Annotated in this window: 34 protein-coding genes; 22 read left to right on the forward strand and 12 right to left on the reverse strand. The window is 48.7% G+C overall.

The features are described from left to right. Positions 1-265: 265 nt before the first annotated feature. Together LEPBO_RS0120065 and LEPBO_RS0120070 are read right to left on the reverse strand one after the other, a co-directional pair. Entirely contained in the window at positions 266-853 is a 588-nt protein-coding gene (locus LEPBO_RS0120065) for a DUF3172 domain-containing protein (RefSeq protein WP_017289359.1), read from the reverse strand. 34 nt (positions 854-887) lie between these two features. Continuing rightward, the gene (locus tag LEPBO_RS0120070) at positions 888-1,601 is read right to left on the reverse strand and encodes a hypothetical protein (RefSeq protein ID WP_017289360.1); all 714 of its coding nucleotides are present in this window, start codon (positions 1,599-1,601) and stop codon (positions 888-890) included. A 177-nt stretch (positions 1,602-1,778) separates the two neighbouring features. Between LEPBO_RS0120070 and LEPBO_RS0120075 the strand changes: the two genes are divergently transcribed. After that, entirely contained in the window at positions 1,779-2,585 is an 807-nt protein-coding gene (locus LEPBO_RS0120075) for an ABC transporter permease (RefSeq protein WP_017289361.1), read from the forward strand. Between the two features lie 30 nt (positions 2,586-2,615). On the opposite strand, the gene LEPBO_RS0120080 is transcribed toward LEPBO_RS0120075, so the two are convergent. Both LEPBO_RS0120080 and LEPBO_RS0120085 read right to left on the reverse strand, forming a co-directional pair. Beyond that, complete coding sequence (locus LEPBO_RS0120080) at positions 2,616-3,473, reverse strand: DNA adenine methylase (protein ID WP_017289362.1); 858 nt, start codon at positions 3,471-3,473, stop codon at positions 2,616-2,618. Positions 3,474-3,736: 263 nt separating this feature from the next. Continuing rightward, positions 3,737-4,003 (reverse strand): hypothetical protein, encoded by a 267-nt coding sequence (locus LEPBO_RS0120085; protein WP_148668928.1) that lies wholly within the window; start codon positions 4,001-4,003, stop codon positions 3,737-3,739. 110 nt (positions 4,004-4,113) lie between these two features. Here LEPBO_RS0120085 and LEPBO_RS0120090 point away from each other — a divergent pair, with 110 nt between their 5' ends. The 10 genes from LEPBO_RS0120090 to LEPBO_RS42410 all read left to right on the forward strand — a co-directional run bounded on the left by LEPBO_RS0120090 (position 4,114) and on the right by LEPBO_RS42410 (position 11,161). Continuing rightward, the gene (locus tag LEPBO_RS0120090) at positions 4,114-4,419 is read left to right on the forward strand and encodes a hypothetical protein (protein ID WP_017289364.1); all 306 of its coding nucleotides are present in this window, start codon (positions 4,114-4,116) and stop codon (positions 4,417-4,419) included. A gap of 64 nt (positions 4,420-4,483) precedes the next feature. Beyond that, positions 4,484-7,111, forward strand: a complete 2,628-nt coding sequence (locus LEPBO_RS0120095) for a hypothetical protein (protein ID WP_026148777.1) — start codon at positions 4,484-4,486, stop codon at positions 7,109-7,111. Then, positions 7,111-7,944 carry a hypothetical protein gene (locus LEPBO_RS0120100; protein WP_017289365.1) on the forward strand — a complete coding sequence of 278 codons (834 nt, stop codon included), beginning with the start codon at positions 7,111-7,113 and terminating at the stop codon, positions 7,942-7,944. The genes LEPBO_RS0120095 and LEPBO_RS0120100 overlap by 1 nt, the downstream gene beginning before the upstream one ends. A gap of 121 nt (positions 7,945-8,065) precedes the next feature. Next, entirely contained in the window at positions 8,066-8,596 is a 531-nt protein-coding gene (locus tag LEPBO_RS0120105) for a hypothetical protein (RefSeq protein ID WP_017289366.1), read from the forward strand. A gap of 3 nt (positions 8,597-8,599) precedes the next feature. Beyond that, positions 8,600-8,881: a hypothetical protein gene (locus LEPBO_RS0120110; RefSeq protein WP_017289367.1), complete on the forward strand. Its 282-nt coding sequence runs from the start codon at positions 8,600-8,602 to the stop codon at positions 8,879-8,881. Next, entirely contained in the window at positions 8,878-9,327 is a 450-nt protein-coding gene (locus tag LEPBO_RS0120115; protein ID WP_017289368.1) for a hypothetical protein, read from the forward strand. Before LEPBO_RS0120110 ends, LEPBO_RS0120115 begins: the two co-directional genes overlap by 4 nt. Next, a complete protein-coding gene (locus LEPBO_RS41845; RefSeq protein ID WP_017289369.1) occupies positions 9,327-9,938 on the forward strand; it encodes a hypothetical protein in 612 nt (203 codons plus the stop codon). Before LEPBO_RS0120115 ends, LEPBO_RS41845 begins: the two co-directional genes overlap by 1 nt. A gap of 95 nt (positions 9,939-10,033) precedes the next feature. Further along, positions 10,034-10,540, forward strand: a complete 507-nt coding sequence (locus LEPBO_RS0120125; RefSeq protein WP_017289370.1) for a hypothetical protein — start codon at positions 10,034-10,036, stop codon at positions 10,538-10,540. Then, positions 10,537-11,004, forward strand: coding sequence for a hypothetical protein (locus LEPBO_RS0120130; RefSeq protein ID WP_017289371.1), 468 nt, complete (start codon positions 10,537-10,539; stop codon positions 11,002-11,004). The genes LEPBO_RS0120125 and LEPBO_RS0120130 overlap by 4 nt, the downstream gene beginning before the upstream one ends. Continuing rightward, positions 10,976-11,161 carry a hypothetical protein gene (locus tag LEPBO_RS42410; RefSeq protein WP_144056237.1) on the forward strand — a complete coding sequence of 62 codons (186 nt, stop codon included), beginning with the start codon at positions 10,976-10,978 and terminating at the stop codon, positions 11,159-11,161. The genes LEPBO_RS0120130 and LEPBO_RS42410 overlap by 29 nt, the downstream gene beginning before the upstream one ends. A 16-nt stretch (positions 11,162-11,177) precedes the next feature. On the opposite strand, the gene LEPBO_RS43380 is transcribed toward LEPBO_RS42410, so the two are convergent. From LEPBO_RS43380 to LEPBO_RS0120165, 6 genes are all read right to left on the reverse strand, one after another. After that, positions 11,178-11,345 (reverse strand): hypothetical protein, encoded by a 168-nt coding sequence (locus LEPBO_RS43380; RefSeq protein WP_017289373.1) that lies wholly within the window; start codon positions 11,343-11,345, stop codon positions 11,178-11,180. Then, entirely contained in the window at positions 11,338-13,248 is a 1,911-nt protein-coding gene (locus LEPBO_RS0120145; protein WP_017289374.1) for an AAA family ATPase, read from the reverse strand. The genes LEPBO_RS43380 and LEPBO_RS0120145 overlap by 8 nt, the downstream gene beginning before the upstream one ends. 148 nt (positions 13,249-13,396) lie before the next feature. Further along, positions 13,397-13,624, reverse strand: a complete 228-nt coding sequence (locus LEPBO_RS0120150; RefSeq protein WP_017289375.1) for a hypothetical protein — start codon at positions 13,622-13,624, stop codon at positions 13,397-13,399. Beyond that, entirely contained in the window at positions 13,621-13,914 is a 294-nt protein-coding gene (locus tag LEPBO_RS0120155) for a hypothetical protein (RefSeq protein WP_017289376.1), read from the reverse strand. Before LEPBO_RS0120155 ends, LEPBO_RS0120150 begins: the two co-directional genes overlap by 4 nt. 78 nt (positions 13,915-13,992) lie before the next feature. Beyond that, entirely contained in the window at positions 13,993-14,295 is a 303-nt protein-coding gene (locus LEPBO_RS0120160; RefSeq protein ID WP_017289377.1) for a hypothetical protein, read from the reverse strand. After that, a complete protein-coding gene (locus LEPBO_RS0120165) occupies positions 14,292-14,564 on the reverse strand; it encodes a hypothetical protein (protein ID WP_017289378.1) in 273 nt (90 codons plus the stop codon). The genes LEPBO_RS0120160 and LEPBO_RS0120165 overlap by 4 nt, the downstream gene beginning before the upstream one ends. A 248-nt stretch (positions 14,565-14,812) precedes the next feature. Between LEPBO_RS0120165 and LEPBO_RS0120170 the strand changes: the two genes are divergently transcribed. The 10 genes from LEPBO_RS0120170 (at position 14,813) to LEPBO_RS0120215 (ending at position 21,548) form a co-directional block, all read left to right on the forward strand. After that, a complete protein-coding gene (locus tag LEPBO_RS0120170) occupies positions 14,813-15,100 on the forward strand; it encodes a helix-turn-helix transcriptional regulator (protein WP_172410457.1) in 288 nt (95 codons plus the stop codon). A gap of 236 nt (positions 15,101-15,336) precedes the next feature. Further along, positions 15,337-15,657, forward strand: a complete 321-nt coding sequence (locus tag LEPBO_RS0120175) for a hypothetical protein (RefSeq protein ID WP_017289380.1) — start codon at positions 15,337-15,339, stop codon at positions 15,655-15,657. Between the two features lie 30 nt (positions 15,658-15,687). Next, positions 15,688-16,173, forward strand: coding sequence for a hypothetical protein (locus tag LEPBO_RS0120180; protein ID WP_225903962.1), 486 nt, complete (start codon positions 15,688-15,690; stop codon positions 16,171-16,173). A 15-nt stretch (positions 16,174-16,188) separates the two neighbouring features. Then, positions 16,189-16,449 carry a hypothetical protein gene (locus LEPBO_RS0120185; protein ID WP_225885687.1) on the forward strand — a complete coding sequence of 87 codons (261 nt, stop codon included), beginning with the start codon at positions 16,189-16,191 and terminating at the stop codon, positions 16,447-16,449. Further along, positions 16,434-17,099, forward strand: coding sequence for a hypothetical protein (locus LEPBO_RS0120190; protein WP_026148779.1), 666 nt, complete (start codon positions 16,434-16,436; stop codon positions 17,097-17,099). The genes LEPBO_RS0120185 and LEPBO_RS0120190 overlap by 16 nt, the downstream gene beginning before the upstream one ends. Positions 17,100-17,578: 479 nt before the next feature. Next, entirely contained in the window at positions 17,579-18,793 is a 1,215-nt protein-coding gene (locus LEPBO_RS37665) for an IS110 family transposase (protein ID WP_017289385.1), read from the forward strand. A 31-nt stretch (positions 18,794-18,824) separates the two neighbouring features. Then, the gene (locus LEPBO_RS0120200) at positions 18,825-19,031 is read left to right on the forward strand and encodes a DUF751 family protein (RefSeq protein ID WP_017289386.1); all 207 of its coding nucleotides are present in this window, start codon (positions 18,825-18,827) and stop codon (positions 19,029-19,031) included. 54 nt (positions 19,032-19,085) lie between these two features. Then, positions 19,086-19,457, forward strand: coding sequence for a 30S ribosome-binding factor RbfA (gene rbfA, locus LEPBO_RS0120205; RefSeq protein ID WP_017289387.1), 372 nt, complete (start codon positions 19,086-19,088; stop codon positions 19,455-19,457). A 135-nt stretch (positions 19,458-19,592) separates the two neighbouring features. Next, positions 19,593-20,525 carry a transglutaminase family protein gene (locus LEPBO_RS0120210; protein WP_017289388.1) on the forward strand — a complete coding sequence of 311 codons (933 nt, stop codon included), beginning with the start codon at positions 19,593-19,595 and terminating at the stop codon, positions 20,523-20,525. A gap of 99 nt (positions 20,526-20,624) precedes the next feature. Next, positions 20,625-21,548, forward strand: coding sequence for a YihY/virulence factor BrkB family protein (locus LEPBO_RS0120215; protein WP_017289389.1), 924 nt, complete (start codon positions 20,625-20,627; stop codon positions 21,546-21,548). A 53-nt stretch (positions 21,549-21,601) separates the two neighbouring features. Here LEPBO_RS0120215 and LEPBO_RS0120220 read toward each other — a convergent pair whose 3' ends face one another. Then, positions 21,602-22,513 carry an SMP-30/gluconolactonase/LRE family protein gene (locus tag LEPBO_RS0120220; RefSeq protein WP_017289390.1) on the reverse strand — a complete coding sequence of 304 codons (912 nt, stop codon included), beginning with the start codon at positions 22,511-22,513 and terminating at the stop codon, positions 21,602-21,604. Beyond that, the gene (locus LEPBO_RS0120225; RefSeq protein WP_017289391.1) at positions 22,482-23,285 is read right to left on the reverse strand and encodes a glucose 1-dehydrogenase; all 804 of its coding nucleotides are present in this window, start codon (positions 23,283-23,285) and stop codon (positions 22,482-22,484) included. Before LEPBO_RS0120225 ends, LEPBO_RS0120220 begins: the two co-directional genes overlap by 32 nt. A gap of 342 nt (positions 23,286-23,627) precedes the next feature. Here LEPBO_RS0120225 and LEPBO_RS0120230 point away from each other — a divergent pair, with 342 nt between their 5' ends. Next, complete coding sequence (locus tag LEPBO_RS0120230) at positions 23,628-26,210, forward strand: cyclic nucleotide-binding domain-containing protein (protein ID WP_017289392.1); 2,583 nt, start codon at positions 23,628-23,630, stop codon at positions 26,208-26,210. The last annotated feature ends 129 nt before the right edge of the window (positions 26,211-26,339 follow it).

Genomic DNA, 26,339 nt, shown 5'->3' on the forward strand with positions numbered 1-26,339 from the left:
TTAAGTTTTACAACACGTCAAATATTTATCTATTGGAATTAGCCTATTACTTGTTAAAAAATCGGTTTTAGATACTACGCATAAGAGATTGAAAATAAGAGATTGAAATCTTGCATATATCGTTGTTTTCTTCTCTCGATTTTTCTGATCTATGCGATCGCTAAAAACATACAATCTCCCCTACATCGCGCCATGTTCCAATGCCACCGCAAGAAAAAAGCACTGCCGATATGCAGTGCTTTCTGAAGTTGTAAGGAAGACGACGTTAGAACTGATCATCGTTGCCAATTGTGGGCGTTGAAGCGCCGCCAAGGAAGAGATTCTTGGCATTGTCGCTTTGGTAGACGCAATCGATCGAGACTTTATCTTTATTGTCGAGATTGCCCACATAGCCGAAGGTGTTCATCTTCTGACGGCATTCGCGAGTCTGATCAGAAGTCAGCAATTTACGCTGCTCTAAGACTGTCCAGTTGGCGCGTCTCAAAATACAAGCCGGCTCCATTGCAGCTTGAGCCACAAACACTTTGAACGGGTTCAGGGTCACATACAGGCGCGTATTCACCGAAATCGCACTGGCTCCGTTTTGGATACAAAGTTCGGGATTAGGAGCTTGTTGATCAATTTGTAAGTTCGTGACGACGCTCGTGGGATTCGTCGGCGTTGCAGCACTAAAAGCAATCCCAACACCAATTCCTAAGATGAAAATACCTGCAATCACCGCGATCGCGGTTGCATTGAACCAAGAGGGTGTCTTGTTCACAGGAGGAGTTCCTCGATTAGGGGGTAGGTATTCATCATAACGATCGTCGTAGCGATCGTCGTTGTAGGAGTTGCCTCTAGGTCTACGCTTCATAGGTGTCATTGAGAAGGGGTGGATTCTATTTTATCTAAGAAGTCAAGTCTGTTGCGCCCTGGCTCTCTTTCAGCAGGTCGTAATAGGCTTGGGCTGAGTCTTTCATGAATTGATATTCGGATTTGACGCGAGTGTATTGTTCGTCTAAAGGAACATGCAGATCCAAAAGCAGATCCGGATTAAATTCGGCAATTCGAGTTCCAATTAAGGCTTCTTTGACCATACGGACATAGATGCGGCTAAGTTCTTCAACTTTGCAGATCAGTTTTTCGGTTTCGTCGATCGCTCTTTCATAAGTTCCGAGTTGCGATGCATAGAGGTCGGAGACTGCAACTAATTCCGCAAGTTTTTGAATTTTAGTCAGTTGGTTTTCCAGCGCAACCCGGTCGAGTTCGAGCCGTAGATGTTCTTTGATCAAAGGGGCAAGTTCTGCCATGACTCGCACTTTGTTTTGGCGATGGTCACGAGATAACGTCATCGGAGTCACTGCCCGCAGACTGTGCCAAGAGTAGAGATATTCCACGTCGCCTGCGTCGGTGAGCATGGGGAAAACGACTTGAACCCGATCAGGGCTGCGAAATCGATTCGGAACAGCAAAATTTCCCAATGGCAAATTCGGATAGCGATCGATCGCGCCTTCGACCACGACAACATCACTGTCTCGAACCGTTTGAATTTGGCGATTGTGGTGAGACAGAAAGAAATATGCGATCGCGCCTATTGTAAGTAGAACAAGCAGCAAGTTCACCGAGGCATCTCCAAACTTTCTTCTGCCTATTGTGACGAATTTGAAGGGGATTATGCTACCTGCGGAGTGGAGAGTAGGGAATAGGGAGTGGGGAGTGGGGGTGAACTGATTCAGAAACGCTCCCAAATAATGCGAAAATGTCCTCACCGTAAAGATTTATCAACAGATTCACAACTTATGCGTTCTGCTCAACTGCGTCGTTCTCCGTTGTCTACCTTGCTGCAAGATAGTTTGACTGTCTTTTGGGGCGATTGGCTGGATTTGCGGGTGCGGATTGTGCAGATTGTCTCTTCGGGGCTGGTTTCGCCCTTAATTTATATTTTGGCGTTTGGATTAGGTCTAGGCAGTTCTTTAGATACTGTGACGAAGCCGAGTGCCGGAGACAATTATTTGCAGTTCATTCTGCCGGGAATGGTTGCACTGTCTTCGATGGTGATTAGTTTTGGAGGAACGACGTTTTCGATCTGTGGCGATCGCTTATTTACGAAAACGTTTGAGGAGATGCTATTGATGCCCGTTCACCCGTTAGCAGTACATCTGGGCAAAATGATGGCGGGAATTCTGCGGGGATTACTCACAGCTAGCTCAGTGATTCTGGTTGCTATCATCTTTACAGGAAAAGTTTGGAGCTTTCTGAATCCGCTATTTTTGCTGGTACTCACCCTCAATTGTGCTGTGTTTGCTGGATTGGGGGTGATTGTTGGGCTGAATGTAAAATCGCTCGAAGGCGTTGGAATTTACAACAATTTTGTGATTGTTCCCATGTCTTTTCTAGGTGGGACATTTTTTGACGCTTCTACTTTACCGATCGCACTCAAAGCGATCGTCTATTTACTGCCACTGACTTACACAACCTTGGGAATGCGGGCGGCAGCTTACTTGCCGATTCAGCAATTTCCTTGGTTTGTGATTCCGGTGCTGCTCGTCATGGCGATCGTGCTATCCGGCATTGGAGCCTATCAATTTTCACATTTGCAGGATTGATGGAATCTCCTTGCTCTCAACCCAAAATTTCTAATAGGTTGTCACTAAGACTTCGGTGATTTTGCCACGTTTTTCAGCATTGCAGTTAATATTGCGAGTTGCGTGAATTGTATGAATATTGAAATCTTGGTATAAGTCGCGCACAAACTCACAATCGGAATTCGATAACATCACCTTCACGCCGCGATCGCTTAATTCTTTCACCACATCGCGCAACTGGATCTGCTTTTCTTCGCCAAAGGCATAGCGATTGTAAGCTGTAAAATTGCTCGTCGGGCTAATCGGGTAGTAAGGCGGATCGAAATAGACAAAATCATCAGACGTGTGAGCATATTGCAGCACTTGATCAAACGATCCCGGTTGAATCTCAGCCGACTGAAGCGCGATCGAATCTGCTCGCAAAATCTCTGGATCATAAATCGCCGGGTTCTTATAACTTCCTAACGGCACATTGAAATGCCCTTTAGAATTTTCGCGATACAACCCATTGAAGCAAGTTTTATTGAGATAAATAAATCGTGCTGCTCGATCAACATTCGAGCCTTGAGCAAACCAATCTTCGGATTTTGAGATTTGCATAGCAGCACGCACGGCATAGTAATGTTCAGAACTATGCTGTTCGTGATGTTCTTCTAAGCGATCGACTAATTCCTCCAGCCGATCGCGCACACAGCGATACACATTCACCAATTCGAGATTAATATCAAACAATACCGCGCTCGTCGGTTGCAGGTGGAAAAAGATCGCACCGCCACCGACAAATGGCTCATAGTAATTCAAATAGCGATCGGGAAAATAGTCAGCGTACTGCGAAATTAGTTGAGTTTTTCCGCCTGCCCACTTAATAAAAGGACGCGGCGAAACCGGGGTTTTCACTTGAGTCATCATGACTATTATTTAACATCTAAAATACATTTGATCTGATCAGAATTCTATAAATCGCGACGGCAATTTGATCAGGTTTCGTAATTGATCGTCTTCTCGATATGATGAGTCCCCAGGAGTTTTCTTGCGCTTCTGTATCACACCGCAGAAGTCCCTATCAAAACCCCGATTCTCTCGTCATAAAGTGGCATCAATGCTAACGAGAGAATCGGGGTTTCCGAATATAACCAAAAAGCGATTTAATCCAAATTTAGTCCAACTGAAAATTACCATCGGCGATCGCGCTCCAAATCAAAAACAACCTTTTCTAAAATCCATTGCTCTGAGCGATCGGGATAGCGCGATCGGGCTTGCCTCAAAAGTCGATCAGCCGTCGCCCGATCGCCGTATACCAGCTGATAGAGGCGCTGCTGAATTGCGGGTTTTGAAGAAGTGCGCACGGGTGTCGATCGTCGTGAAGGCGAGTTACTGAGTTGTGGCAACACCCAACAAAGGACACAGATGATTAAGACGAGCAGGGCGAGTTCAAACATTGGGAAACTCAGAATCTCTTTCATGCCCTTTGTGGCATTGGAGAATGCGTTTCTGCTGTGATTTGCATCATTGCAGGGATTAATAAGCCCGTAGCAAGGCTTAAATCAACATGACTGCACTCAACATTTCAAACCAAATTCCACCCGCAATTAACACGGTTGAGGACATCGCCGCCTGGGCGCTGCTCGCCCTTCAAGCGATGAATCCACAAATGCGAGTTCTCGAAACCGACTTAGCAAATGAGCGTGTAGTCGATTCTGGAATCTTCAAAGCAGCAGACGGTACAACCCGCTTATGGATGCGAGCGAGCTTTGAAATCGATCCGGCATGGGCTTCTGACAACTCTAAAAAGCTATGGCTTCACGTTAGGGAGTTCTCACAGACTCAAATCCCCTCGGCATATACCTCGAATTAATTTCAACCTCACAGCCGTTGTTTGGAGTGTCGCAAGGCACTCCTTTTCTGTTTAGGAGATTGTTATGTCATTTAGCGAAGCGTATGCCCGTACTTACTTCACCGATAGTACAGGTCGGATTGATTATGCAAAATACTGGGATACTATCACCGGAAAAAATTACACCGGAAATGCAAGGAATCCGGAGCCGCCGCCTTCTAAACCGATTCAGCCTCATGCCGTCTCTCAGGGTTCCTATGATGCACGCATGGCGGAAGCCTTAAGAGTCAATGCAGCTTTCGACCGCAACACAGGCAGAATCGACGTAGACCGCCTCATCAAGATGGCAGAGGCAGATCGCCGCCAAGGGTTCAGTACCAACGAAATTCAGATTCGTAGCAATGACTCGTCATCAGCGATCGTCAAATATGGAACAGACCGCAATCGAATCAGCGCTCAGCAAAGATTCGATCAGGGCTTTACCTCTGCTCAACCCTTCCCGCGTGGACAAGGGAACGCAGCGCCGCCGCCCGTTCAAGTCAATCGTGGCGGATTTGGCGGTGGCATGGGTGCAGCTGCGATTGGTGGCGCTGCGATTAGTGCAGTGGGTGACTGGATTATCAGAACCCAAGGCAACAAGGCGCGCGATACCCTATCAGATTGGATTCGACAGGCGATCGGGAAACCTCCACTCACTCAGCAAGAAAAGCAAGAAATCGCGCGTATTCAAGAGGAGCCTAACCCGTTTGAGCGAGCTAGAAAGCTACAAGAGTTTCAGCAAAGAAAAACACAGGATGCGCGCACTAGCTGGAAGCCGTGGGAGCAAGGAAAAGTCCAAGATGCGACGATTTACAACTTTGAACCCTCTGAAGTTCAAACATTTGTAGTGTTCGTTGTGGCGAGTCGTTATAACCGGAACACCGGATCGGTAGCAAATCCGGGCGATAAATCGCTAACTCTCAGACCGGGAGAAGAAGACACGAATGTTAGCAATTTTCAGCCGAGAATCGGAATTCCCTTATCGATCGAGCGTGAAACAGCGGATGAAAGTACCCCTCATTCGACTAACCCACAAACGATCGATGAATCTGGCATGAGAATTGTCAATCGCTTCTATTTGGTGTGGAAAAACGCGAATGGCGAGCAGATTAGGGAGTTGATTGGAGAGCCAGTTTCTACCGCTAGTTTATGGTTTGGTAATTTTCGAGTGCGATACAACTCCGACGCGGCAAAGCCCTTTAACGGCGGGGGTGAAGTCCAAGGCGATCGCCAAAATGGAATTGATCCAAATCTTGAGCCGCCGCCGTTTCAATTTATCTTTGCACCGCCGCCGCCTGGGAGGCGAGTAACTGATCCACCGCCACCGCCGAATCGAAGGCTTGAGCCACCGCCACCGCCAGAGCGAAGACTTGAGTCACCGCCACCAGAGCGAAGACTTGAGCCACCGCCGCCCGTAGTCTTTGCGCCACCGCCACCAGGTCAAAGAATTGAGCCGCCGCCGCCGCCGCCAATTAGACCCGGAATCGACCCCAAGCCCCGCTATGAAATTCGACAGGAAATTAGGACAGATCAGCGCCCTAACTTCGCTCCAGAAGTCAATTTAAGACAGCGCCCTAACTTTGCTCCAGAAGTTGGGCTAAGACAGCGATTAGACGGCAGAGTGACTACTGATTTCCTCAAAGATGGCAAAATCAAGCCTGACAAAATTCAGGAAATTCAAGACAAGGCAGAGCGCAGAGTTGAGCCTGATTTGTCTACTCCTCCACTTTGTCAAAATGATTGCATTGCTAACTTACAGCGAGGGCAACAGAACCAGAATCAGACTGTCACAGTCACAGTCGATAAATTTGTGACGTGGAACCGACTCACTGGCGCTGTGTTTGTGAAAGAACCTGTACAAGTTCCCGCAAATATGGCTCCATTTGCCCAAATGATGGGCGATCGCACTGCCAACATCAGATCGCGCTTTGGTTTGGCAGAGTTGCGAGCGCGGCTCACTCAAGTGATGAACACACTCAGCACCGCTGCATCGTTGCATAATGCCGCGATGCTGTCTGCAAATCTGGGTCAGACTATGGGCGATGTCGTTACGCAGTCCGTCCAAACCTTTGCCCCGATGTTTGGCGTAGATAAGACCGCCGCTGAAGCTTTTGACTTTAACGAAGTACTAGGTAAGGCAGTCAATGAAACGATGGAGAATGCGCTAGGGGCAGAAACCTGGAACGGGACCAAAGCAACCTTTACTAAGCTCAATCGCATTGTCACCACTGCGAGCCAAATTGTTTGGACAGTCAGATCGATCGCTGACTCATCCCGCGAAATTGCCGAATGGACGGCAGAAAATACCGGAAAAATTGGCAACGCGCTGAAACGCTTCCGAGTCGTGGGCGAGAATGCTTATCCCTGGATGCCAGAGCGGGTTACAGCCCAGAGCAAATGGCAGCAGAGAATGCAGAAATTTAGGGATGGTCAAGAAAACCTAGATGATGCCGCAAGCTCAATTGCTAGTGTTGTGGGCGAGGTTCGATCAATCACTGAAGAAGTGAACGAATTTAGGGAGCAGAAAGAAGCCTTTGACAAGGCAATCAAGGAAGCAACCCCCAACAGTCGCCCCGATAACGATTCGACAAAAGCCACGGCTGATCAGTCGAATGCCGCAAGTAAATCGCCCACTCTGCAACCAACAGACCGCACAAAAGGAGATGCAGAGTAATGCCTTTACCGAACAATTTCAGCCCCGCTGAACACCTGCAAGACACCATTCGACGCACCTATAACCCAGAGGTGCGCGAATGGTTCAGCGACATTACGACTGATGACCCGGATATCAGTACCCCTAGAGCAAGTCTGAGAACCGCTTGCACTCATGCAGAGCTAGACACAATGGATATGACTCTATCGAGAATGCTGCTCTTTGACATGCTGATTAAACAGCGATGGAATCAGGGCATAGCGAGCAGCGATCGCGATTTGAATTACCGCGTGTTACGTCGCACCCGTCCACAAGTGACGCTCTACTTTCTGGAAGACCTAGAAGACGTTGAACCCGGTTATGATGCGGTTTCGGGCGAAATTTCATTCCGTCTAATGACTCAAACGAGTACAACCTTTTCTAATTCCGAAGCGCTCGCCCTTGCCAACAAAATCAAGACCGAATTTGGCACGGGTCAAGGGTTTATTTGGAGGAAAGGCAAGGAACTTTGCTCTTACACTGACTGGGATAAAGGCTATCAGCTTCAATTGCTTACCCGCAATGAAACCGACGCAAGAACCCTTGTCGGCAAAGTGCTAGACCTGCAATCACACACACCCGACTGGGAGTTCTTCAACCGTATCGAAAACGGTAGCCCTTCTGAAGCCTTTCCCACCATTCCACCGAGAGAGACAATTCTGGGCAAATCCCGCCGTCTTCCCCGCCGTCGCCCAATTGCTGAAGTGCGGTTTCAATACGCCACGGTGAAGCTCGCAGGTCTAGCCAAACCCGTGTACTTATTCGACCGTTCTGGACGGTATGACAATGCTTTGGTGACAAGCTATCGAACCTAAAATTTTCGGTATCACTGGGAAAGGTTCAACCTTTCCAGAAACTCGTATAGGTGTTTTTGGGTGGGTAGATTGAAGGCACGCTTCTCATACAGCTACTCACTCTCAAACACTCTTACAACGTATGTCAACAGCACCGAGATTTTCCCGCGTTCTACGCGGAATGCGTGGCGCAACCGCTCGCACAAGATACCTTAACTACTTGCAAGGACTGGCTGAACAAGGCGAGGGAATTGGAACGAAAGGCAACCGTCCCGACTCGATTAAGCTCTACCTCGACCCCTTCGCTCTACCTCTCGGCACTGCGGTAAAAATTCAAGCCTCTGCCCTGGTTCCGTCCTGGAACTTGTTCAGCAACTTGAGCGAAGCAAATACCCGTGTCACGGCAACCTTGGGCACAAACACCCCGATCAAGATGAGCACCTACCGACCCGCTCGCGTGGTGCGTCGTCAGCAGTCTAGCCAGACTGGTACAGCTGCTACTTCCAAGCTCACTGGATTGAAGTATCTCAAGTACAACACTGAAAGCGCTTCGATTCCATTTGGCAAGAAAGGCGCAACCGATACGATGGTGGATGCCTTCAACGAAATCGCAACTCAGGCGAAAGGGTCTTCGACTAACCTGAAGTTTACTTTGGTTGAAGAGAAGGTCTAATCCATGCACGTTCTAGAGCCGTTCCTGCTTGATCTGGGACTCACCCCAGATCACAACAAAAGCGATATTGCAGCTGAAATTGATGCTCATTTCACGATTCAACGCCTAACTGAGAAGTTTCTCAAGGGAGAAGCGACGATCGATGAATTAGAAGACTGTCTCGCTCAATTTGGCGTAGAGCCAGGTGAGTACTGGGGCATTGTTGACGAGAACATTGACGCTGTGATTGATCAGGGAACGGCTCTAGAAGATGCAGACACGATCATCTGGTTGCCTCATGTATGAGCCGATTAATCATCAATCCCGCTAACGGTACAAACTGGCGCTTACTCTATCAGCACCAATTTACGACTCAGCAAATCAGCGTGAGAGAGCGATCGCTGATTCCTGACACGGTGCTACCCGTGCAAGCAGAATCGCGCATTCTGGCGGTTAAAACGTTCAGCCAGTACGCCAGATCAACCTGGAAAAGCGGCGGATCACTCACGCCCCTAGTCGATTCTGGCGTTTCTGACATTGGGCAGCTGGCGCTTAGTCGCTATCAACTGCCCTGCAATGGTGCAAGATTGCTGATTTTTCCGAAGTTCTCAACCACTTATCAACTGAAATTTAGTTGTCCGTGGTGGTTTAGCGATCTGGCTTTGACGCTCTACGAGTACATCGGCTCAGAGAGCGATAGTACTGAAGACTTGATTCGAGAACTGCAAACGCAAGTTCAACTTTTATTCTGATGACCTGGACAACGATCGCGACGATTACCGCAGGGCAAGACTGGCAATCTACTCCAGTAATTAGCTCAGAGTTAGGTTATGTCAGGCTCACGTTTGAGACGGCTGGTGTTCCGGTTTGGCTTGCTCAAGTTGATCCGGACTCCACTGATATCTATGACGAGCGCCGCATTACTGCGACCCCTCACGCCCGGATTCTCGAATTTGAAGCGCCCCCATTTTTCAGCGATCGCGCTCTTGCCCTCAGAGTGCCGAATTTTGCAACGCCCTTTGATGTTCAGATTGAGGTTTCTTCTATGCCCATTTCTCGCGGCGGTTCAAGCCAAATTACTGTAAATACTCCAACTAGCGCAAACGTCGTAGCTTCGAGCGTCACAGCTTCGACAACTTCTGTGCAGCTGCTCGCTGCAAACGCAAACCGAAAGAGCGCTTCTATCTTGAACAACGGCACGGGTATTTTGTATGTCGAGCTAGGTGCAACCGCTTCGACTTCTGCGTTTACTATCTCGCTCAACAATGGCGATTTGTATGAGCTTCCGATTGCCTACACAGGCAACATCGCCGGGATTTGGTCGGCTACGGGTGGAAACGCTTTAGTACGAGAGTTTGTCTAATGCCAGTAACCCGCGCTGCTAGGGCTTCTACTACACCGCCCACAATTTCAAATCCTCCATCGAACCCAACGAACGAGCAATTGAGGACAACGAGCGTGGCGATTCTAGATTGCTTGAGGAACGCGGGCTTAGTGTCTAACACAATCTCAAGCCGCAATACAGCGCAGCTTGACCCGCTGACCTACACGCCGATCAATAACGGAAGCTACACCTATCACGGCACAGCCTACACAATGAGCGCTTTGCGTGATGGTAGTAACACCGTTGGAATGATGGTGACGAATGCCTCAACGGTATTCGTACAAGTGCAGTTTTCAACCGCTGTCTACCTTAATCAAGTGCAGCTTTGGTTAGGGCAGTTCAACGGAAATTTCAATCATCCTAGAGATTTGAGCATCTTTGCTGGAGCAGTGACCAGCACAGCTGGTACACCGTTATACTCTGGCACTCTGGCAACTGTAGCCACAGTCCAAACGATCAACCTCGCTAGTGATACAGATTTCAACACCGCTCACACGATTTACACGTTTGTCTTTTCTAACAGCACAGGCGGGGTAAACGTTTCGGTCGGTGAAATGCTGATCTGGGGGCAAGCAACATGAGCAATATTTCAGCGATGACCGCTCAACCGCTTCAACCCTCACCCCTCCCAACTGCTACCCCTCCTCTAATGGAAGGTGGGCTGATGGTGGCGATCGTGGTTTACCTGATCAAAGAAGGCGTAGGGTTTTTCAAGCAGAAGGATGCCAGCGAAGAAAAGCTGATGGCAATTTTGATTGAGGATGTTCGCAACGATCGCAATATCCACTTCAAACAGCAAGCCGAAATGCTGATCCAGCTGAAAGGCAGTCACGATAAAATTGCGCTCGCGATCGAGCGAATGGGTGCAGCTACGACAGATATTAATCTCGCTTTGCAGATGAGCAAGCGGACGGAAACCGAGATTTTCCACGCCCTTCAGCAGATTCAGCAAGAGATGAGTTTATTCAACGAAAAACTTGATCGCCTCACCACACCTGAGACAGCCAATGGAAAATATGGACCTGGAGAACGTGAGAGCCGTTAAGACTCACGTTGGATTTTTAGTGATTCACTTGCCAGAAATAGGCGGCATTTCACATTTAGAGCTTGCGTTGGGATTAGAGCAGCTGGCTCAAGAGTATCGAGCGATCGCAGCTTCGAGAACTGCGATCGCAGAGTATCCCGCATTCACATCTGAGTGACGATCGCGCTCAACCCCTAGAACAAGTCCAACTGCTTATACCGCCGCTTCTCCCTCGCTCGTCGTGAGGGAGAATTCTTTTTTTTTGGCACAACTTCCACAGCGATCGGTAATGCCAATTGCTTACCACGCGCCATCTTTAGCAATGCCTCGCGAGCGGATTCAATTTGAGTCCAGCTAACCATTGCGTTTCCTCAGCAACGAAACGTCAGCCAGTTGGTAGACGCTATTGCGCCCGGTCTTTTGATTGCGAACCTTGATTCGTTCACCATTGATGGCAATCACACGGCTCACGTCCGTTAATTCAAAGAAAAGCTTGCCCTCGATTGCATTAACCGGAATGGTCTTGCTACTGCTGGTGTAAGGCTTAGGGATATCTCGCCAGGGTAGCTTGTCACTTCCGCTACTGTGCCACGTAGAAGTTGCATTAGGAGTGACCAGATCGCCCACCTCAATCAAGTCGATCGCGTTCTCAATAAGCGGGGTGTCGATCGACCCTGCGATCGACGTGCGATCGACCTCGCGATCGACATCATTTTCTATATTTTTCAAGGGTTTGACCGGGCTAGTGATCGGTCGATCGCCATTTTGAGGGTTTTGCAACAGTGAAATTTGCTCACTTTTCGCGATCGACCGATCACTAGCCTCAGTTTTTCCCGGATTTGCTGGATTTTTGTGTCGATCGCAGGGTCGATCGCTAGTCGATCGCGCCTCATCTGGCGATCGACGTTCGCCCACGTAGTAGACCATTGTGTTTCCTTGTCGCTTTGGATATCTCATCACAGAACCCTTTGCCCACATCTCCTTCAAAACTTTGCGGACAGTATTTTTATTCAGTCCGAGATATTGGGCAATTTCTTCGACTTCATAGCCAATGCCGCGATGCTCATCTTCATTCAGCCAAAGCTCGATCCGCTTTTCGGTGTGGGCTGTTTCTTCTCCAGATTCGTCACCCTCACGTCCCAAGTAGGTGAAGGTGAAATTCTCCTCTTCAAACTGGAATTTATAGCGCCCTGGCGGTCGTCCCATGCGCGTTTTCTGCACTCGCAAAATGCGATCGCCCGTCGATTCATCGGCAACCATCAAGCCCCAAACTTCGGAAGCCGAGTTGTATAAGGCTTTCGTCCCTCGCGACTCGCCATCAGAATTGGAGTGGTGAACAACGATGAAGGTGCAACCGTAGCGATCGCCCAGATCATTCAGTTGCAGCATGAAGCGAGCATACTCGGTGTCGTTCTCGGAAATCAGCGTGTTGCGATTGATAGCCGTCACAGAATCCACCATGCACAGCCTGACTGGATCGCCCATTTCGGCATATTCTTTCAGCCGCGCTTCCAATCGCGCCATGTTTTCCACTTGCCAGCCGGGTACGACGGTAACGGGATACTCGCGGCTGAGTTCGCGAATTTGCATACGCTCGCGGGTAACGATGACGGGTTCATCCGATTGCAGGATGAGCGCTCTGCCCTGCTTGACCTGATAGCCGTTCCACGGTTGCCCTTTGACCACGCATTCGATCAACTCGTAAATCATGAGTGATTTGCCAGCGCCGCCGAGGGCATGGAGCAGCATGACGATGCCTTGGGGAATCCAGCCACTCACAAGCCAGTCTTTAACCTGGGTGCAAAGCTGATCGAGTTGGTCAAGGGTGTAATCGACAAAGGGAGCCTGATTAATCAGCGCTTTGTAGTAGGAATTCATCATGTCGGTCTTCGGCATTCTCAGGCGCTTCGCGAGCCGAGAGAGTTTGAAGTTTCTCAATCCCTCATCTACGATCGATTCGATTTGCCGCACAGTTTGCACCATTGAGGTGAATTCCTGTTCTTCCAGGTCTACGCCCATGTTGCTGACTAAGAGTTGGGCGATTTCTTCCACCGTCTCGATCGACGTGTCATAGGAACGAGCAATTTGAGTGAGATAGTGCTTGCGGTGTGCAGGTTCCCAAAGATTCTGAAGCGACTTCTTGAGAATTTCGTCCTCAAAGCGCCGCTTACCTTCTAGCTCCATCATCATCAGCCCATCTTGCTGAGGATGGATTGGTAAAACTTTCGGTTCAGGTTGGACGGGGGTGTTATGGCTTGCTACCATTTGACTAGCCTCATAGGGGTATGCGGTTACGTGGTTTCTCGCGTGCGAAATTGCCAGCAAGCGAGTATTTGTTGGGTCGGCAGATGATTAGTGTTATGGAACAAGCCAGCGGGGAAAGGCTCCAATCTTCCCGCTGGCTTGTTTGGTATTAGAAGGTTTTAGGCTGAGGATTCAGCGATCGAATCGCCTCAATCCGGTTGCCAATTGAAAGCTGTTTCTTGCTCAGTTCGATTGCCCTCGGATGGCTTGGATCGTAGAGGGTGTAAAGTTCTCCGACCACATGCCACAAATCAGTGTTTGTGATCGCCAGTTGGGTGATCAAGATGCTGACGTGGTTTTCTAGCCGACGAATGCGGTTTCGTTCGAGGTCATTCATGGGTAGTCCTTCAGAGATTGAGCCAGCGCGATCGACAAAGTGAGCAGCCCATTTCTCGACAGCCGCCCCGCCAGTAAACCGAACTTTCGAGGAAGTGACATCGTGGAAATGGACAGGGCAAAATGATTTGCCGCCAGGTAGATCGAGCCTGTATAGGTTGTGAGCGAAATCAGGAGTAAGGCTTCACGGCGCTGTTCTGGGGTGAAAAATTCAAGGTAGTCCCCAAATTCCAGCGCGATCACCGCCAAAATATCAGCGTCGCGATTTGTTGGTCTTGATTGGAGTTGCATAAGCTATCCTTTGGTTACATCTTTAAGCAATTTTTTGAGCGATCCCACTCGGACAGAGGCTGCGACCGCTTTTTTTTGTCAGGAATTACGCTCGTGATTCAAGTCCGCCCGTAGCTGGTGAGCCGCAGCAATCACCAGGGCACAGAGCGTGTCGTTAGACATCGAATCGAGTGAGTCACGCAGTTCCTGCGGGCAGAGTGCAGCGTCGGTTCGGTCTTCCATTCGTCCGGCGATCGCGATAATTAAATCGAGTCGTTGCGTTGAACTGAGCTTTTCCAGTCGATCGCCGTAAGTTCTGGCGATATCAACAATCTCTGCTGAGTCCTCAGAGTCGCTGTGATGGTAGGTGATCGATTCGAGTTTGGTAAAAGGTCGAGTCATCCCCGCGCCTCACCACTTCTTGCAAGACTCACCATCAGGTCGTTACGCAGCTGTTCTAAGTCAGCGGCGCTGGAGTTGTCCGTGATGATTTTGCCGATCGCAGCCGCCAGAATGGCTGGACTGCCAGTGATGCCAAGATTCATCGTGATGACCTGGCCACTGATTCGGTTGCTCAACTCATCCAGTAATTCGGCTGCTTGCTCCTGTTGGTCATCAGCGAGCCATGTGGTCAGTCGGCGTAAGCGATCGATGATTTCTTCGTTAGTCATGAGATAGCCTCGTTTCAGGTAAGCGCGATCGCACCTTCCGGAGAAATGCGATCGCGCTTTTTTTTCGGACTTAAATCTGAGTACTTTTTTCACTGGTGTAAAGAGAATCGGAAGTGTATGTCCGATTCGTTAGATCATTTGGTTAGCCGTGCAGGGCTAGATTTGGCAGTCCTTCCCCGCACGGATGCACACCGGACATGGGTGTCCTGTCCTTAAGGATACCAGACATCTATGTCCGACGGACACGGATGTCTGATAATATGGAGGTCAATACTTCAGTTCGAGGTAATGCAGGCTTGAAAGCTCTAAGAGAAAAAGCTGGACTTAACAGGTCGCAGATGGCGAAAGCTGTCGGCGTGTCGCCTCGCATGTGGCAGAGATACGAGAACGAAGGACGCTTGCCTGACAAGATTGATTTTGTTCTCAAGGTGTCTGTACTCGCAGAAACGCCTGTTGACGAGGTTTTGAAAGCTATAGGCTTCGAGTTTCCAGACAGGAACGCGCTACTTGCAGAAACAGAAAACGCTGAAGCGTAGTCCTTATCTACACTTCAGCGCACACAGTAACTCGATAGGAGGTGAAATCGCAGCCAAAATAAATTCTGAATTCGGGGGAGATGAACTCCCCCTAGCCCCGTACAAGCATCACCCAGACGGAGCAGTCCAATAATTATGAACGCATCATCAAGCATCAATCAATGAAATCAGCGATCGTACTTTCTCCACGGAAGTGCGATCGCTGATTTGTTTGTGCAAATCTACTCATCCATATCATGCCAAATCTAACCAAACATCAGCCAATTCAATGGCATAGCACCAAACCGACCGATTACCCGGTCTACCGTCACAACGGCACAGACTATCGCCTGGTTCCTGACTCTGCACTCGTCAAGCTACTTTCCGATAAAGACGGCTTGTTCTGGTTCGCAGTGGGCATGGCTGCCGTCGCGATCGCCGCCGTCACTCACGTCGCGATCAACCTGCTCGCGCCGCCAGCTGCCGCCACGGCTCAGCCGCAAATTATCGAAAAGCCTGTAATCGTCACTCAAGAAAAGGTGGTCCCGACTAACTGCCTTGCATTCTGCAATCGCTAAATTCATTCTGCAAATTAAGGAGCAAATCAAATGAGACTCGGAAGTTCAAACGGTAAAATGTCTAAGGTCAATCAAATCATGACCCCAAACGACGTGATGAATGTCGCCAGCGGCGCGCCTACTCCCTGGAATCCCGGTGACAGTAGCGAAATTCGCACCGAGAAGGTTGTCAGCAGACACCGCAACTTCACCCAAGAGGAAGCGGACAAACTGAGAATCACCGCCGCCACTCGCAAGCGTCAGGCGAAAAATAACCGTCAGGCTTATCAGGCATTGCGATCGATTGAATCCTCAGATGCAGCGGATCAATCCAGCTTCCGCGCTTATCAAACGACCGTGGCTCGCACAACTGCCACCAAGAAAAAAGCGGATGTCAGCAAGGCGAAGACGCTTTACAACCTCACCCCGGCATACGCTCAAATGGGCTACAGCTTGGGCGCGTCTCACCACGATGCTCAGATGAAAGTCTCGGAATACCAAGCGCTCTACTCTGACGTAAGCAACCGCTGGAGCTAATCGAATATGTTCAAAATGGCTAGATTCGCGACCCTATTGGGGTTAGGTCTAGCCATTAGTTCTTTTATTGGGCTAATGGCGCGCCACCTTCCCCCGCTCACAGTCGGATTATGGGTCGTTCTTCTCATCCTGCTCGTTCTCACCCTCATGAGTTACTTCGCGGGTCCACTGCTCGATCAGCATTTTGGATGGGGGGAGGACACCTCACTCGGTTTAGCGATCGCACTTTTCCTGGTATTCATGATTGGAGGTCTAATCGGATGGCTCGCTTCATGACCTGGATGCCTCAAGCCGACTACGGGCAACAATGGGCAGTCACGTTTGGTGCAGGTTGTTTTACCTGGTTTATCCTCATCTGCTTTGCCAAACTCTTGCCGCCGTCGATCCAGCTGCTCACTTTTCTAATTCCGATTCTCTGCTTCATTCATGCCTTGCACATTCTCCCCAAGTGGCAGAAAGAAGGACGCAGACAGGAACTCACCGAGTCGCTGATCGAGCGAGAAATCTCACACGGCATGATGAATCAGCATCACCGAAACCTAGCAACGATGGATCTTGATCACAATCAGCAGATGCAGGAGTTAGGCAACCTCTATCCGGAGCAGAGTGGGGAGTGGGGTGTAACCCCACACTCTGCACTTGCACCACCAGAACAAGCCACCTACCTACTCAAACTCAAGCAAGACGTGATGCAAGCATGTGGGGATATCGGATGGCTATGTGTTGAGTATTTGAGTAGTCAAGGCGCGCAATACTGCGACAAAGAAGGATGGATTTCAGTTGAGAAATTGCGCTCAAACTGGGCTAAAAAATACGGCTTGAACACTGATCAAGTCAGGCAATTGCTAACAGCATTAAACGGAATTCAAGCAGGCGAATGGCGCAACTCTGACCAGAAAGAATGGCGACTTCTCCTAACTCTTTGACCCGTCCGTTCGGACAAACTTCGGATTTTCGGACAAATCGGATTCGGACAGAAAAGCCTAGCGGATTTCCATCCGATCAGGTTTTCCGATACTTTTCCGAAATCCGTCCGATACTTTTCCGATTTCAGTCCGCCTGATGATTTTGCCAAACTCAGCAAATGAAACAGACATAATTCGGATGTTTAAATCCCTCGATTGAATGCCTGATTATGTCTGTCGCGGCATGAGTCCCGCGCTTTCAAAGTGAAGTAGGCATATTGCCTTTCTATTCTCCTAAGCGCGGTTGATCGTCCCGTGGCTTTTAGCTAAGCGCTTTCATGATGAAGTAGGCTCATGTGCCTCTAGTTCCCTTAAGCGCGGCTCAAAGTCTTTCAACTTGTCAATCTCAACGCCTGAAAAGTGAATTAATCTCACCGATTGTGGGGACTCGTAGGCTTGATTGACACAATTCCACTCAATTTAGTCCCCGGATAGAAAGTATGAACAGCCCCCGCGTCGTCGGAATCGATATTGGTTCCGGCAAAATTGTTGCGTGCCTACTCACCGAGCGCCCCACGCATCCGCAGACCTTTTACCAGCAATACGACTTTCATGAATTCACCCTCAATCGGGAGGGCTTAAATCAGCTGCTTGCTCTCAAACCCGCGATCGCGATTTATGAACCCACCGGAACGGCTTATTCTGCGTTGTGGGTAGCGCGACTCGAAGAAGCAGGAGTTGAGTGTCGTGCTGTTGATCACGGCAAGGCGCGAGCTTACCGTAAATCATTAGGGCTACCCGACAAGGATGACTTTGCCGACTCGCTGGCACTTGCTTGCTATGGACTCGATCCATTTAAACAAAGCAAGTTCGACTATCTGAGAAAACGTGAGCCTAAAATTCAACAGATTCGCTCACTCGTTCTTCGGCTCCAGCACCTCGATCGCCGCAAAAACCCGATCGTCAATCGACTGCGGCAAGATCTGGCGCAAGCTTTTCCGGAGAAGATGAACGCACACTGCGATGGTGCGCCGCTATTCTGGGGCTGGCTCGCTGGAGAACGCAACTCAAAGCGCTACGATAGGCTGCTAGAGCAGTCGATCGGGTTTGGGATTACCGACGAAATTGAGCTACAAGCCAAAGCGCTCACCGCCTGCTTTCGAGAGGAGCAGTTCATCACCCAAAAGCTGCGCCACTTAGTGCAGAGCGATCCGCAATTCACACCCTACTTGAAAGTGTTTGCAGAATTTGGCTTCGGTGAAAAAGTTTCAGCCCTATTGCTATCAGCGATCTATCCACTCGAAGACTTTCTACTCAATGGCAAACCAGAAGTGCATATTCGCAAGGGCAGAAATTCAGGCAATCCCACCACGCGCTATCTGTCGCTGAGACGATTTCAAAAAGCGATCGGATGTGCTCCAGTCCGTGAAGACTCAGGCAGTAGCAAAAAATCGCGCGCCGGCGGCTCATCCTTGTGTCGAAAAGCTCTCTGGCTATGGATATTCACCCGGATTGAAACGAGCACTAAAACGAGCAATGCTCGCATCCTGGAAGCGCGCCAACTGCATCAAGCTGCACTTGATCGCTACAGTTTACACAGCAACGAAAAACCCAAAGGCGTGAAAGTTAAGCTGGCGCGGGCTTATACTCGCCGCAAGGTGTCGATTTGGTTGTTTGATGCATTAGTCAAAGCAGTTACGAGTGGACAAAATTGATAAAGTGAGAATAGTTTAGGAACCTAACGTTATGATGCAAGACCTTTGGAATACTGTTTCTAAGTATCCACGTTTTATCTTTGGTGTCATTTTCGGTGTCATTCTCAACGTGCTTGCACCCTTTGCGCCTCTATTCAAACGCCCTGTTACCGCAATCGCGACCGTTGGCATCCTCCTCGCGAGTTTTGCTTTTCTTTCTTTCACCTTACGGGCGATGTTGGGCTTAAATCCTGTGTAGAACATCGGAAATGTTAGAATCAAAACCTTAAGCACCTCATAGGAACGAATTGTTATGGCGACAGATCGAAGAATGGCTCGTGTCGCAGAATCGATCAGACGCGAAGTGAGTCAAATGTTGTTAAATGGCATCAAAGACGATCGCGTCGGAACGGGTATGGTGAGCGTCACTGATGTCGATGTCTCAGGCGACTTACAACATGCCAAGATTTTTGTCAGCATCTATGGCGACGAAACAGCCAAAGCTGAAACGATGGCAGGATTAAAATCTGCGACAGGCTATGTTCGGAGTGAATTAGGACAACGGATTCGGCTGCGCCGCACCCCAGAAGTTATCTTTATCGAAGATCGATCCCTAGAGCGCGGCGATCAAGTCCTGAATTTGATCAATCGCCTCAGCCAAGAACGCAAAGACGAAGAAATTTAGCCTGCTTCATTGAACCCAGAGCCTCAGCGGACTTCGCGATCGCTGAGGCTTTACTGTATCGTATGGTCTTTGAGAGAACCCTCATCAAGCCGGGCAGGACAGATTCCAGTTGCTAGTCAATTTTGATGAAATGCTATGAGTGTTATTTACGATCTCGAACATATCACCACGTATCGGTATCAAAACCCGGTCACATTTGGGGAGCACCGGGCGATTTTTCTGCCCAATATGGGATTTGGTGGGCGCATCCTCAGCTATTCGCTTGAGACCAATATTCCCTGTGAGATGCGCTGGATGATGGATACGCTCTCGAATAATGTGACGTTACTAACATTTAGCCAGCCTGCCAAGGAATTGATCGTGACCTACCGAATGCGAGGCGAGCATTTTGGGATTCCAGCGATCGCGGATTTTCCCCTCGATCACCGTGCAGAAGAGATCCCCGTTCAATACACACCAGACGAATGGAATGATTTATCGAGTTTCATTCGTCCCCACACTGAAGATCCCGAAGGTCATCTCGCTGCATGGACAAAACATTTTGTCGCAGGGGATCAAGACAATACCTTGGATGTCTTGCACCGGATGATGGATGCCATTAACCAGACGTTGACTTATCAAGGGCGCGAAGTCGAAGGAACTCAGAGTCCAGCAGAAACCTTGCGCTTAAAGTCGGGAACTTGCCGGGATTATGCTTGGCTCATGATTGAAGCATTGCGGCGATTGGGGCTTGCTTGTCGATTTGTCAGTGGCTATCTCTATGATTCTGCTTTAGATGGCGGTGAAGTTGGAATGACAGGTTCAGGAGCGACTCATGCTTGGGTGCAGGTTTACTTACCCGGTGCGGGATGGCGAGCGTATGATCCCACGAACCGAATTACAGCAGGATATGATTTGATTCGAGTGGCGATCGCGCGGCATCCAGGGCAGGTGATTCCTTTGTCGGGATCATGGTTTGGCGAAACTGGCGATTACTTGAATATGGATGTTCATGTTTCGATTCGTAAGCTAGCAACGCTACCTGAATTTGATGAATCTCAGGCAATTCCGATGTCTACTCCACTCTGAAAGTCAATTCCGATCCCAGCGCGACAATCGCTCAAAGAGCACCCGATCTGATGAGCTATGATCCAGACATTGAACCTATCTCACTGATGGCGCTCTAGAATGCTGCACTATCTACGATCGAATATTCTGCCTTCCAAGCCTGCCCAATTGCTGATTCGGACAGGAATGAAGTGGAATCACGATAATTGCCCTGGAATGGCAGCTTCTCTGTCTTATTTTGCACTATTTTCTCTGTTCCCTATGCTTCTCGTGCTTTTGAGCGTGATTGGCTCATGGGTTCAACCCGGAACAGAAGCATTTCAACAAATTCAAGCAGCAGGACAGCGTTTTCTACCCCCTGAAGTTCATGGCTTAGTCAGAAACACACTGCTTGCACTGTACAGAAATAGTGCTGGCGCTGGAATTATTGGGTTTGGAGTGCTATTGTGGACAGCTAGCTCGGTGTTTGAGATTTTGAGAGCTTCAGTGAATAAGATTTGGCGATCGTCCAGTCGATCGCCTGAAAGTAGCTCAGTTCCAAAGATCGTGCTTTTCTTTATTGTGAACAAATTGTTTTCGTTTTTATTGATGATGGGAGCAGGTTTATTGCTGCTCTCCTCGCTGATAACTAGCATTGCGATTAAAGCAATTCTGCAACTTGTGTCTACGTTTCAAGCGACCTTTGCTTTTCTCCAGATCGACGAATCACAATTGAGCCAAGGGCTGCAAACTGGATCAGCATTTTTTATTTTGGCATTAGCAACTTGTGTGTTGTTCAAGATTTTGCCCTCGGTGCGGGTGGCTTGGCAAGATGTGTGGTTAGGCGCATTACTGACGACTGCTGGATTAGTCGGATTACAACAGTTAGTCAGTAATAGTGTGATCTCGCTTGGGGCTGCTTTTCTATCTTATGGTGTGATTGGCAGTGTGATGATTTTGATGCTGTGGATTTTTCTGACGTTTCAGATTGTGCTCTTTGGATGTGTGTTTACTTATGTGTATGCTCATCTGTTTGGCAGTCGGCAGGGGAGAGCGATCGAGTGATCGGGTTGCTATTGAGGGCATTGTACTTTGGGGAGTGGGGAGTGGGGGAACAATTACAAGGGATCGTGTCCGAATCTAAAGTTTGGCTTTGCGATCGCGGTTTGACCCGCAGCACAAAACAAATCTCCTGCGTTAAATCCTTTTTGAATTTCTTTCTGGCTCAATCCCACTGAAGCACTGGTAATATACAAATCTCTGAGTTCAGCCCCGCCGAAGGTAACACTCGTTGGTCGCTGAACAGGTAATTGAATGCTGTGAATCTCTTCACCGTTCGGATTAAAGCAAGCGACTCGCCAACCATTCCAGAGAGCTATCCAGAGATTTCCGGCTTGGTCGATCGTCATGCCATCTGGTTCAACTACGACACCATCGACACTCTCCTTGCTCAAATCGATCAGGACACGACGATTCGCGATCGCGCCACTTTTCGCATCAAAGTCATAAGCATAGATTAAGTGCTTAGCCGAATCGGTCAAATAGAACGTTGCATCATCCGGACTCCACCCCAATCCATTTGAGATTGTTAGTCCCGTTTCCATCACATGCATCGAACCATCAGGATCATAGCGATAAAGTTCTGCTTGCTCTGGCGCATCACTCACCGCACCAATCCAAAATCGCCCTTGAGAATCGCACTTGCCATCATTGAAGCGAGTGTTCGGACAGGGGAATTTTATTTGATACACAACCTCGATCGCGCCTGTGTTTACATCGAGAAAAGCAAGCCGATCGCGTAATGCGATGAGTAAGCGATCTTGACCCGCTAGCACGATTGCACTGACGATATCGCCCGTTTCCAAATAGCGATTTCTCCGAGTTGCTGGATCAAATTGATGCACTCGATGATTGTAAGCATCGACCCAAAATAAGACTCGTCGCTCGGTATCCCACACTGGACATTCGCCCAAACGGGCACGTGCCGCAACAACTGGACTAGGCTGACCAGGATTCTCGGAAATCTGCATACAGCGTCAGCCCCCCATCAATAAATAGTGTTTGCCCAGTAATATAGGCCGCTTCCTCAGATGCAAGAAATGCAGCCGAAGCCGCCATCTCTTCAGGATATCCCGCTCGCGCCATCGGGATATGACTTTCGACGATCGCTTTTTGCTGCGGATCTTCGACCCAACTCTCATTGATCGGAGTGATCGTTGCTCCAGGTGCGATCGCATTCACGCGAATTCCGCGACTAGCGTATTCCAGCGCTAGGGTTTTCGTCAAGTTGCCCATTCCACCCTTACTGATGGAATAGCTCAAATACATCGGACGGGGAATGATCTCATGAACGCTAGAAACATTCAGAATCACACCAGAACGGTGTTGTGCTAGGAAATGCTTGATCGACTCGCGCGCACAGAGAAAGGCTCCTCGCAAATTGACATTGATCACTTGATCAAATTTCTCAGTGGGCAACTCGTGAGACGCGAATTCTGATTGAATGCCAGCATTATTCACCAGAATATCAAAGCCTCCAAACTGTTCGATTGTAGAATGCACCATCCGCAGAATATCAGCTTCTTGAGCAACATCACCTTGAGCTAAAAGCGTTTGCACAGAATGTCCCGCTTCGGTTGCGCTCTGTTGCGCGATCGCTGCGGTCTGTTCTGCTTCTTCAGAATCACTTCGATAGTTCAGGACGACATTGCAGCCCTCTTGAGCAAAACGAATCGCGATCGCTTGACCAATTCCAGAACTTGCTCCCGTCACTAAAACCGTCTTGCCTGCTAATCCTTTCATGTATCCTCTGCGCTAACGTAGAATGCCACAAGGGCGAAATCGCTCTCAGCATAGAATATGAAAATGCGAAGCGATTCGTATCGCTCTTGAGGCTTAGCTCACGCTCAACTTGAAGCATGGAAGTTCTAGAGTGAATCCACCTTGAGAGGAGTGATTCTACTCTATGAGTCATCTGGAGAACTTAAGCCATACAACGAGAGCAGTACAAAGTTATGATGCTGAAATCCATTCATTCGGATTCGTAATCGTTTGGGAAAATTCCCAACGTGATTTAAGAAGGGCGGAACACTGAGTCCTTCTGAAGAAAGCTATCAACAGTTCTCTATTGAATGGAGCGACCTAATGTTTGCACAACTGCCAGAACGTCAAATGCACGTCATTCGATGGGTTCTTACGATCGGGTGGCTTCTTGTTATTGCCTCTCTGTTTTATGACCCTTGGACTCCAGCCTTGACAGAACAAAGTCATCCTTGGAGTCCATTGCGCCTGACTGGAGAATGTGTGCAAGTTCAAGGAACCTGTATTGCTGAAGCACCTTACGCGATCGGAGCTATCCTATTTTGGGGGGCGATCGTTCCTGCTGGAATTTTTATCCTGCTTGTGTTTGGACACGAACTCTGGCGGCGCATCTGTCCGCTGAGTTTTCTCTCTCAAATTCCACGCGCCCTCGGTTGGCAGCGTCAGTTCAAACGGGAAAATCAGAAAACAGGGAAAGTCCGCTATGAGTTAGCAAAGGTTAATTCTGATTCATGGCTCGGTCGGAACTATCTTTATGTACAGTTTGGCTGGCTGTTTGTAGGACTGTGTGGACGAATTCTGTTCTTTAATGCCGATCGCTTCGTTTTGGGCTTATGGCTGGTCTTTACCATCATTGCTGCGATCGCAGTTGGCTATTTCTATAGCGGCAAATCTTGGTGTCAGTACTTTTGTCCGATGGCTCCGGTACAGACTGTTTTTAGTGAGCCGAGAGGACTACTTGGCAGTAAAGCGCACATGAGTGATAGCCAAATTACGCAATCGATGTGTCGGACAGTCGAGACCGATGGCAAAGAAAAAAGTGCGTGTGTTGCCTGTCAAAGCCCTTGTCTTGACATTGACTCTGAGCGAACTTACTGGGATGGCTTGAATAAGCCGGAAGAATCATTGATTCGATATGGCTATGTTGGATTAGTGATCGGTTACTTTGTTTACTACTATCTCTATGCGGGTAATTGGGACTATTACTTTTCTGGAGCATGGAATCGTGATGCTGATCAGCTTGCATCTTTGATGAGTCCTGGGCTGTACTTGAACGGGCAACCCCTTCCAATCCCTAAGATTTTGGCAGTTCCTCTCGTCTTAGGTGCATCGACTACGATCGCTTATTTCATAGGACGATTGATCGAGCACCGTCTCAAATCTCAACTCAAGCTGCATCCTGATATCATTCAGCATCGCATTTTTGTAATTTGTACATTCGGTGTTTTTAACTTTTTCTTCTTTTTTGCAGGTCGTCCTTTACTGCGATTGATGCCGTCCTGGGTGCAAGCGAGTTTTGATATTGCGATCGTCTTTCTCAGTACACTGTGGTTACAACAGGCTTGGCGACGGAGTTCTGATCTCTATTCACGTGAGAATTTAGCGAGTCGCTTCCGCAAGCAGTTAGCAAAATTACAGATTGATGTTTCGCAGTATCTAGAGGGACGATCGCTCGATGATCTGCATACTAACGAAGTGTATGTTCTTGCGAAAATTCTGCCCGGTTTCACCCGTGAGAAACGCCATGAAGCTTACAAAGGTGTCGTGAAAGAGGCATTAGAAGAAGGGTATGTGAACTACTCTAGTAGCTTAGAAGTCTTAAAGCAAATGCGGCAAGAGTTGGGCGTTTCCGATGATGAACACCGTGAAGTGCTAGAAGAATTGGGAATTGAAGATCCAGAGATTTTGAATCCAAATCGTCAGCGATCGCTCGAAAACCAAATCCGATTAACAGGCTATCAAAAATCGCTTGAACGCTTGATGCGTCTTCAACAGCAAGATGGTGCAACAATTCGCACACTCAATCAACAATACTCAATTAGCCAACAAGAGGAAGATTGGATTCAGAGCGGTCTTTCTCCAGAAGCAGATCAGAAACTAGCAGGTTTGCAGGCGCGATTGTCCGAATGGATCGAATGCGATCGAGCTTTGAATCATCCGATGCTTCAAAGTCAGGCAGCAGTGCTCAAAGTCCTCAAAGACACGGTTCAGCGCAAACAGGAGTTAATCGTCGTAGAGTTAAGGAAGCAGAATTCAGATGCGACTTCAGTACAACCGAATTCAGCAGAAATCTCAACTCAAGATACGATCAGCTACTTAGAGCTATTGCTTTCACATTACAATCCAATTGTTCAAGCAGCCACCCTTTTTGCGATCGCTCAATTGAATGGTGATCGCGTGCAATCGTTGGCGCACAAGCTTCCTGATCATCCTCTTGTTCAAGACACTGCGAAACAACTCCCATCTTCAGATCTCAGAAAGCTCCCGACGCTTGAGAAGTTAGTTTATTTATCAAACAGTGATTTCTTCCACCGAATTCAGTCTCAAACTTTAATCGAGATTGAGCAACGCTCCCAAGTCAAGCCGTATTCAAAAGGAGAGGTGATCACAGAGACAGGCGATACTTGCCGCGAATTGCTTCTACTGCTAGAAGGTGCAGCAGGAATTCACTACTCATCCGAGAACGGAGTTCGGGTTGAGCATTTGCATCCTGGGCAGATTTTAGATGAGCTAGAGGTGCTGACGCATAGCAATTCCGAAAATACGATCGTTGCAGAAAGCGAAGTGACCCGCATCCTTGCTATTCCAATCGATGCGATCGATGATTTACTCGATCGTGATCCTGATTTTGCTCGACGCATTTTAGAGCTAGAGAGCCGCCAACTTCAGCGACTTGTACGAGCTTAAACCTCAAGGAAGCTCAGCAATTGCGATCGCGATCGCGGTTTCACGATTCGACTTCTAGGTGATGAGAATTCATCAGCAGTTTCGGATCAGCATCATTGAGACATGCGATCGCGGCAATTTCAAGGTGAT

This window comes from Leptolyngbya boryana PCC 6306, from assembly GCF_000353285.1.
Lineage (GTDB): Bacteria > Cyanobacteriota > Cyanobacteriia > Leptolyngbyales > Leptolyngbyaceae > Leptolyngbya > Leptolyngbya boryana.

Coding starts and splice junctions, on each gene's coding strand:
- LEPBO_RS0120065 (WP_017289359.1), bottom strand. CDS start 853: ATGAAGCGTAGACCTAGAGGCAACTCCTACAACGACGATCGCTACGAC.
- LEPBO_RS0120075 (WP_017289361.1), top strand. CDS start 1,779: ATGCGTTCTGCTCAACTGCGTCGTTCTCCGTTGTCTACCTTGCTGCAA.
- LEPBO_RS0120080 (WP_017289362.1), bottom strand. CDS start 3,473: ATGATGACTCAAGTGAAAACCCCGGTTTCGCCGCGTCCTTTTATTAAG.
- LEPBO_RS0120085 (WP_148668928.1), bottom strand. CDS start 4,003: ATGTTTGAACTCGCCCTGCTCGTCTTAATCATCTGTGTCCTTTGTTGG.
- LEPBO_RS0120090 (WP_017289364.1), top strand. CDS start 4,114: ATGACTGCACTCAACATTTCAAACCAAATTCCACCCGCAATTAACACG.
- LEPBO_RS0120095 (WP_026148777.1), top strand. CDS start 4,484: ATGTCATTTAGCGAAGCGTATGCCCGTACTTACTTCACCGATAGTACA.
- LEPBO_RS0120100 (WP_017289365.1), top strand. CDS start 7,111: ATGCCTTTACCGAACAATTTCAGCCCCGCTGAACACCTGCAAGACACC.
- LEPBO_RS0120105 (WP_017289366.1), top strand. CDS start 8,066: ATGTCAACAGCACCGAGATTTTCCCGCGTTCTACGCGGAATGCGTGGC.
- LEPBO_RS0120110 (WP_017289367.1), top strand. CDS start 8,600: ATGCACGTTCTAGAGCCGTTCCTGCTTGATCTGGGACTCACCCCAGAT.
- LEPBO_RS0120115 (WP_017289368.1), top strand. CDS start 8,878: ATGAGCCGATTAATCATCAATCCCGCTAACGGTACAAACTGGCGCTTA.
- LEPBO_RS41845 (WP_017289369.1), top strand. CDS start 9,327: ATGACCTGGACAACGATCGCGACGATTACCGCAGGGCAAGACTGGCAA.
- LEPBO_RS0120130 (WP_017289371.1), top strand. CDS start 10,537: ATGAGCAATATTTCAGCGATGACCGCTCAACCGCTTCAACCCTCACCC.
- LEPBO_RS42410 (WP_144056237.1), top strand. CDS start 10,976: ATGGACCTGGAGAACGTGAGAGCCGTTAAGACTCACGTTGGATTTTTA.
- LEPBO_RS43380 (WP_017289373.1), bottom strand. CDS start 11,345: ATGGTTAGCTGGACTCAAATTGAATCCGCTCGCGAGGCATTGCTAAAG.
- LEPBO_RS0120145 (WP_017289374.1), bottom strand. CDS start 13,248: ATGGTAGCAAGCCATAACACCCCCGTCCAACCTGAACCGAAAGTTTTA.
- LEPBO_RS0120150 (WP_017289375.1), bottom strand. CDS start 13,624: ATGAATGACCTCGAACGAAACCGCATTCGTCGGCTAGAAAACCACGTC.
- LEPBO_RS0120155 (WP_017289376.1), bottom strand. CDS start 13,914: ATGCAACTCCAATCAAGACCAACAAATCGCGACGCTGATATTTTGGCG.
- LEPBO_RS0120160 (WP_017289377.1), bottom strand. CDS start 14,295: ATGACTCGACCTTTTACCAAACTCGAATCGATCACCTACCATCACAGC.
- LEPBO_RS0120165 (WP_017289378.1), bottom strand. CDS start 14,564: ATGACTAACGAAGAAATCATCGATCGCTTACGCCGACTGACCACATGG.
- LEPBO_RS0120170 (WP_172410457.1), top strand. CDS start 14,813: ATGTCTGATAATATGGAGGTCAATACTTCAGTTCGAGGTAATGCAGGC.
- LEPBO_RS0120175 (WP_017289380.1), top strand. CDS start 15,337: ATGCCAAATCTAACCAAACATCAGCCAATTCAATGGCATAGCACCAAA.
- LEPBO_RS0120180 (WP_225903962.1), top strand. CDS start 15,688: ATGAGACTCGGAAGTTCAAACGGTAAAATGTCTAAGGTCAATCAAATC.
- LEPBO_RS0120185 (WP_225885687.1), top strand. CDS start 16,189: ATGGCTAGATTCGCGACCCTATTGGGGTTAGGTCTAGCCATTAGTTCT.
- LEPBO_RS0120190 (WP_026148779.1), top strand. CDS start 16,434: ATGGCTCGCTTCATGACCTGGATGCCTCAAGCCGACTACGGGCAACAA.
- LEPBO_RS37665 (WP_017289385.1), top strand. CDS start 17,579: ATGAACAGCCCCCGCGTCGTCGGAATCGATATTGGTTCCGGCAAAATT.
- LEPBO_RS0120200 (WP_017289386.1), top strand. CDS start 18,825: ATGATGCAAGACCTTTGGAATACTGTTTCTAAGTATCCACGTTTTATC.
- rbfA (WP_017289387.1), top strand. CDS start 19,086: ATGGCGACAGATCGAAGAATGGCTCGTGTCGCAGAATCGATCAGACGC.
- LEPBO_RS0120210 (WP_017289388.1), top strand. CDS start 19,593: ATGAGTGTTATTTACGATCTCGAACATATCACCACGTATCGGTATCAA.
- LEPBO_RS0120215 (WP_017289389.1), top strand. CDS start 20,625: ATGCTGCACTATCTACGATCGAATATTCTGCCTTCCAAGCCTGCCCAA.
- LEPBO_RS0120220 (WP_017289390.1), bottom strand. CDS start 22,513: ATGCAGATTTCCGAGAATCCTGGTCAGCCTAGTCCAGTTGTTGCGGCA.
- LEPBO_RS0120225 (WP_017289391.1), bottom strand. CDS start 23,285: ATGAAAGGATTAGCAGGCAAGACGGTTTTAGTGACGGGAGCAAGTTCT.
- LEPBO_RS0120230 (WP_017289392.1), top strand. CDS start 23,628: ATGTTTGCACAACTGCCAGAACGTCAAATGCACGTCATTCGATGGGTT.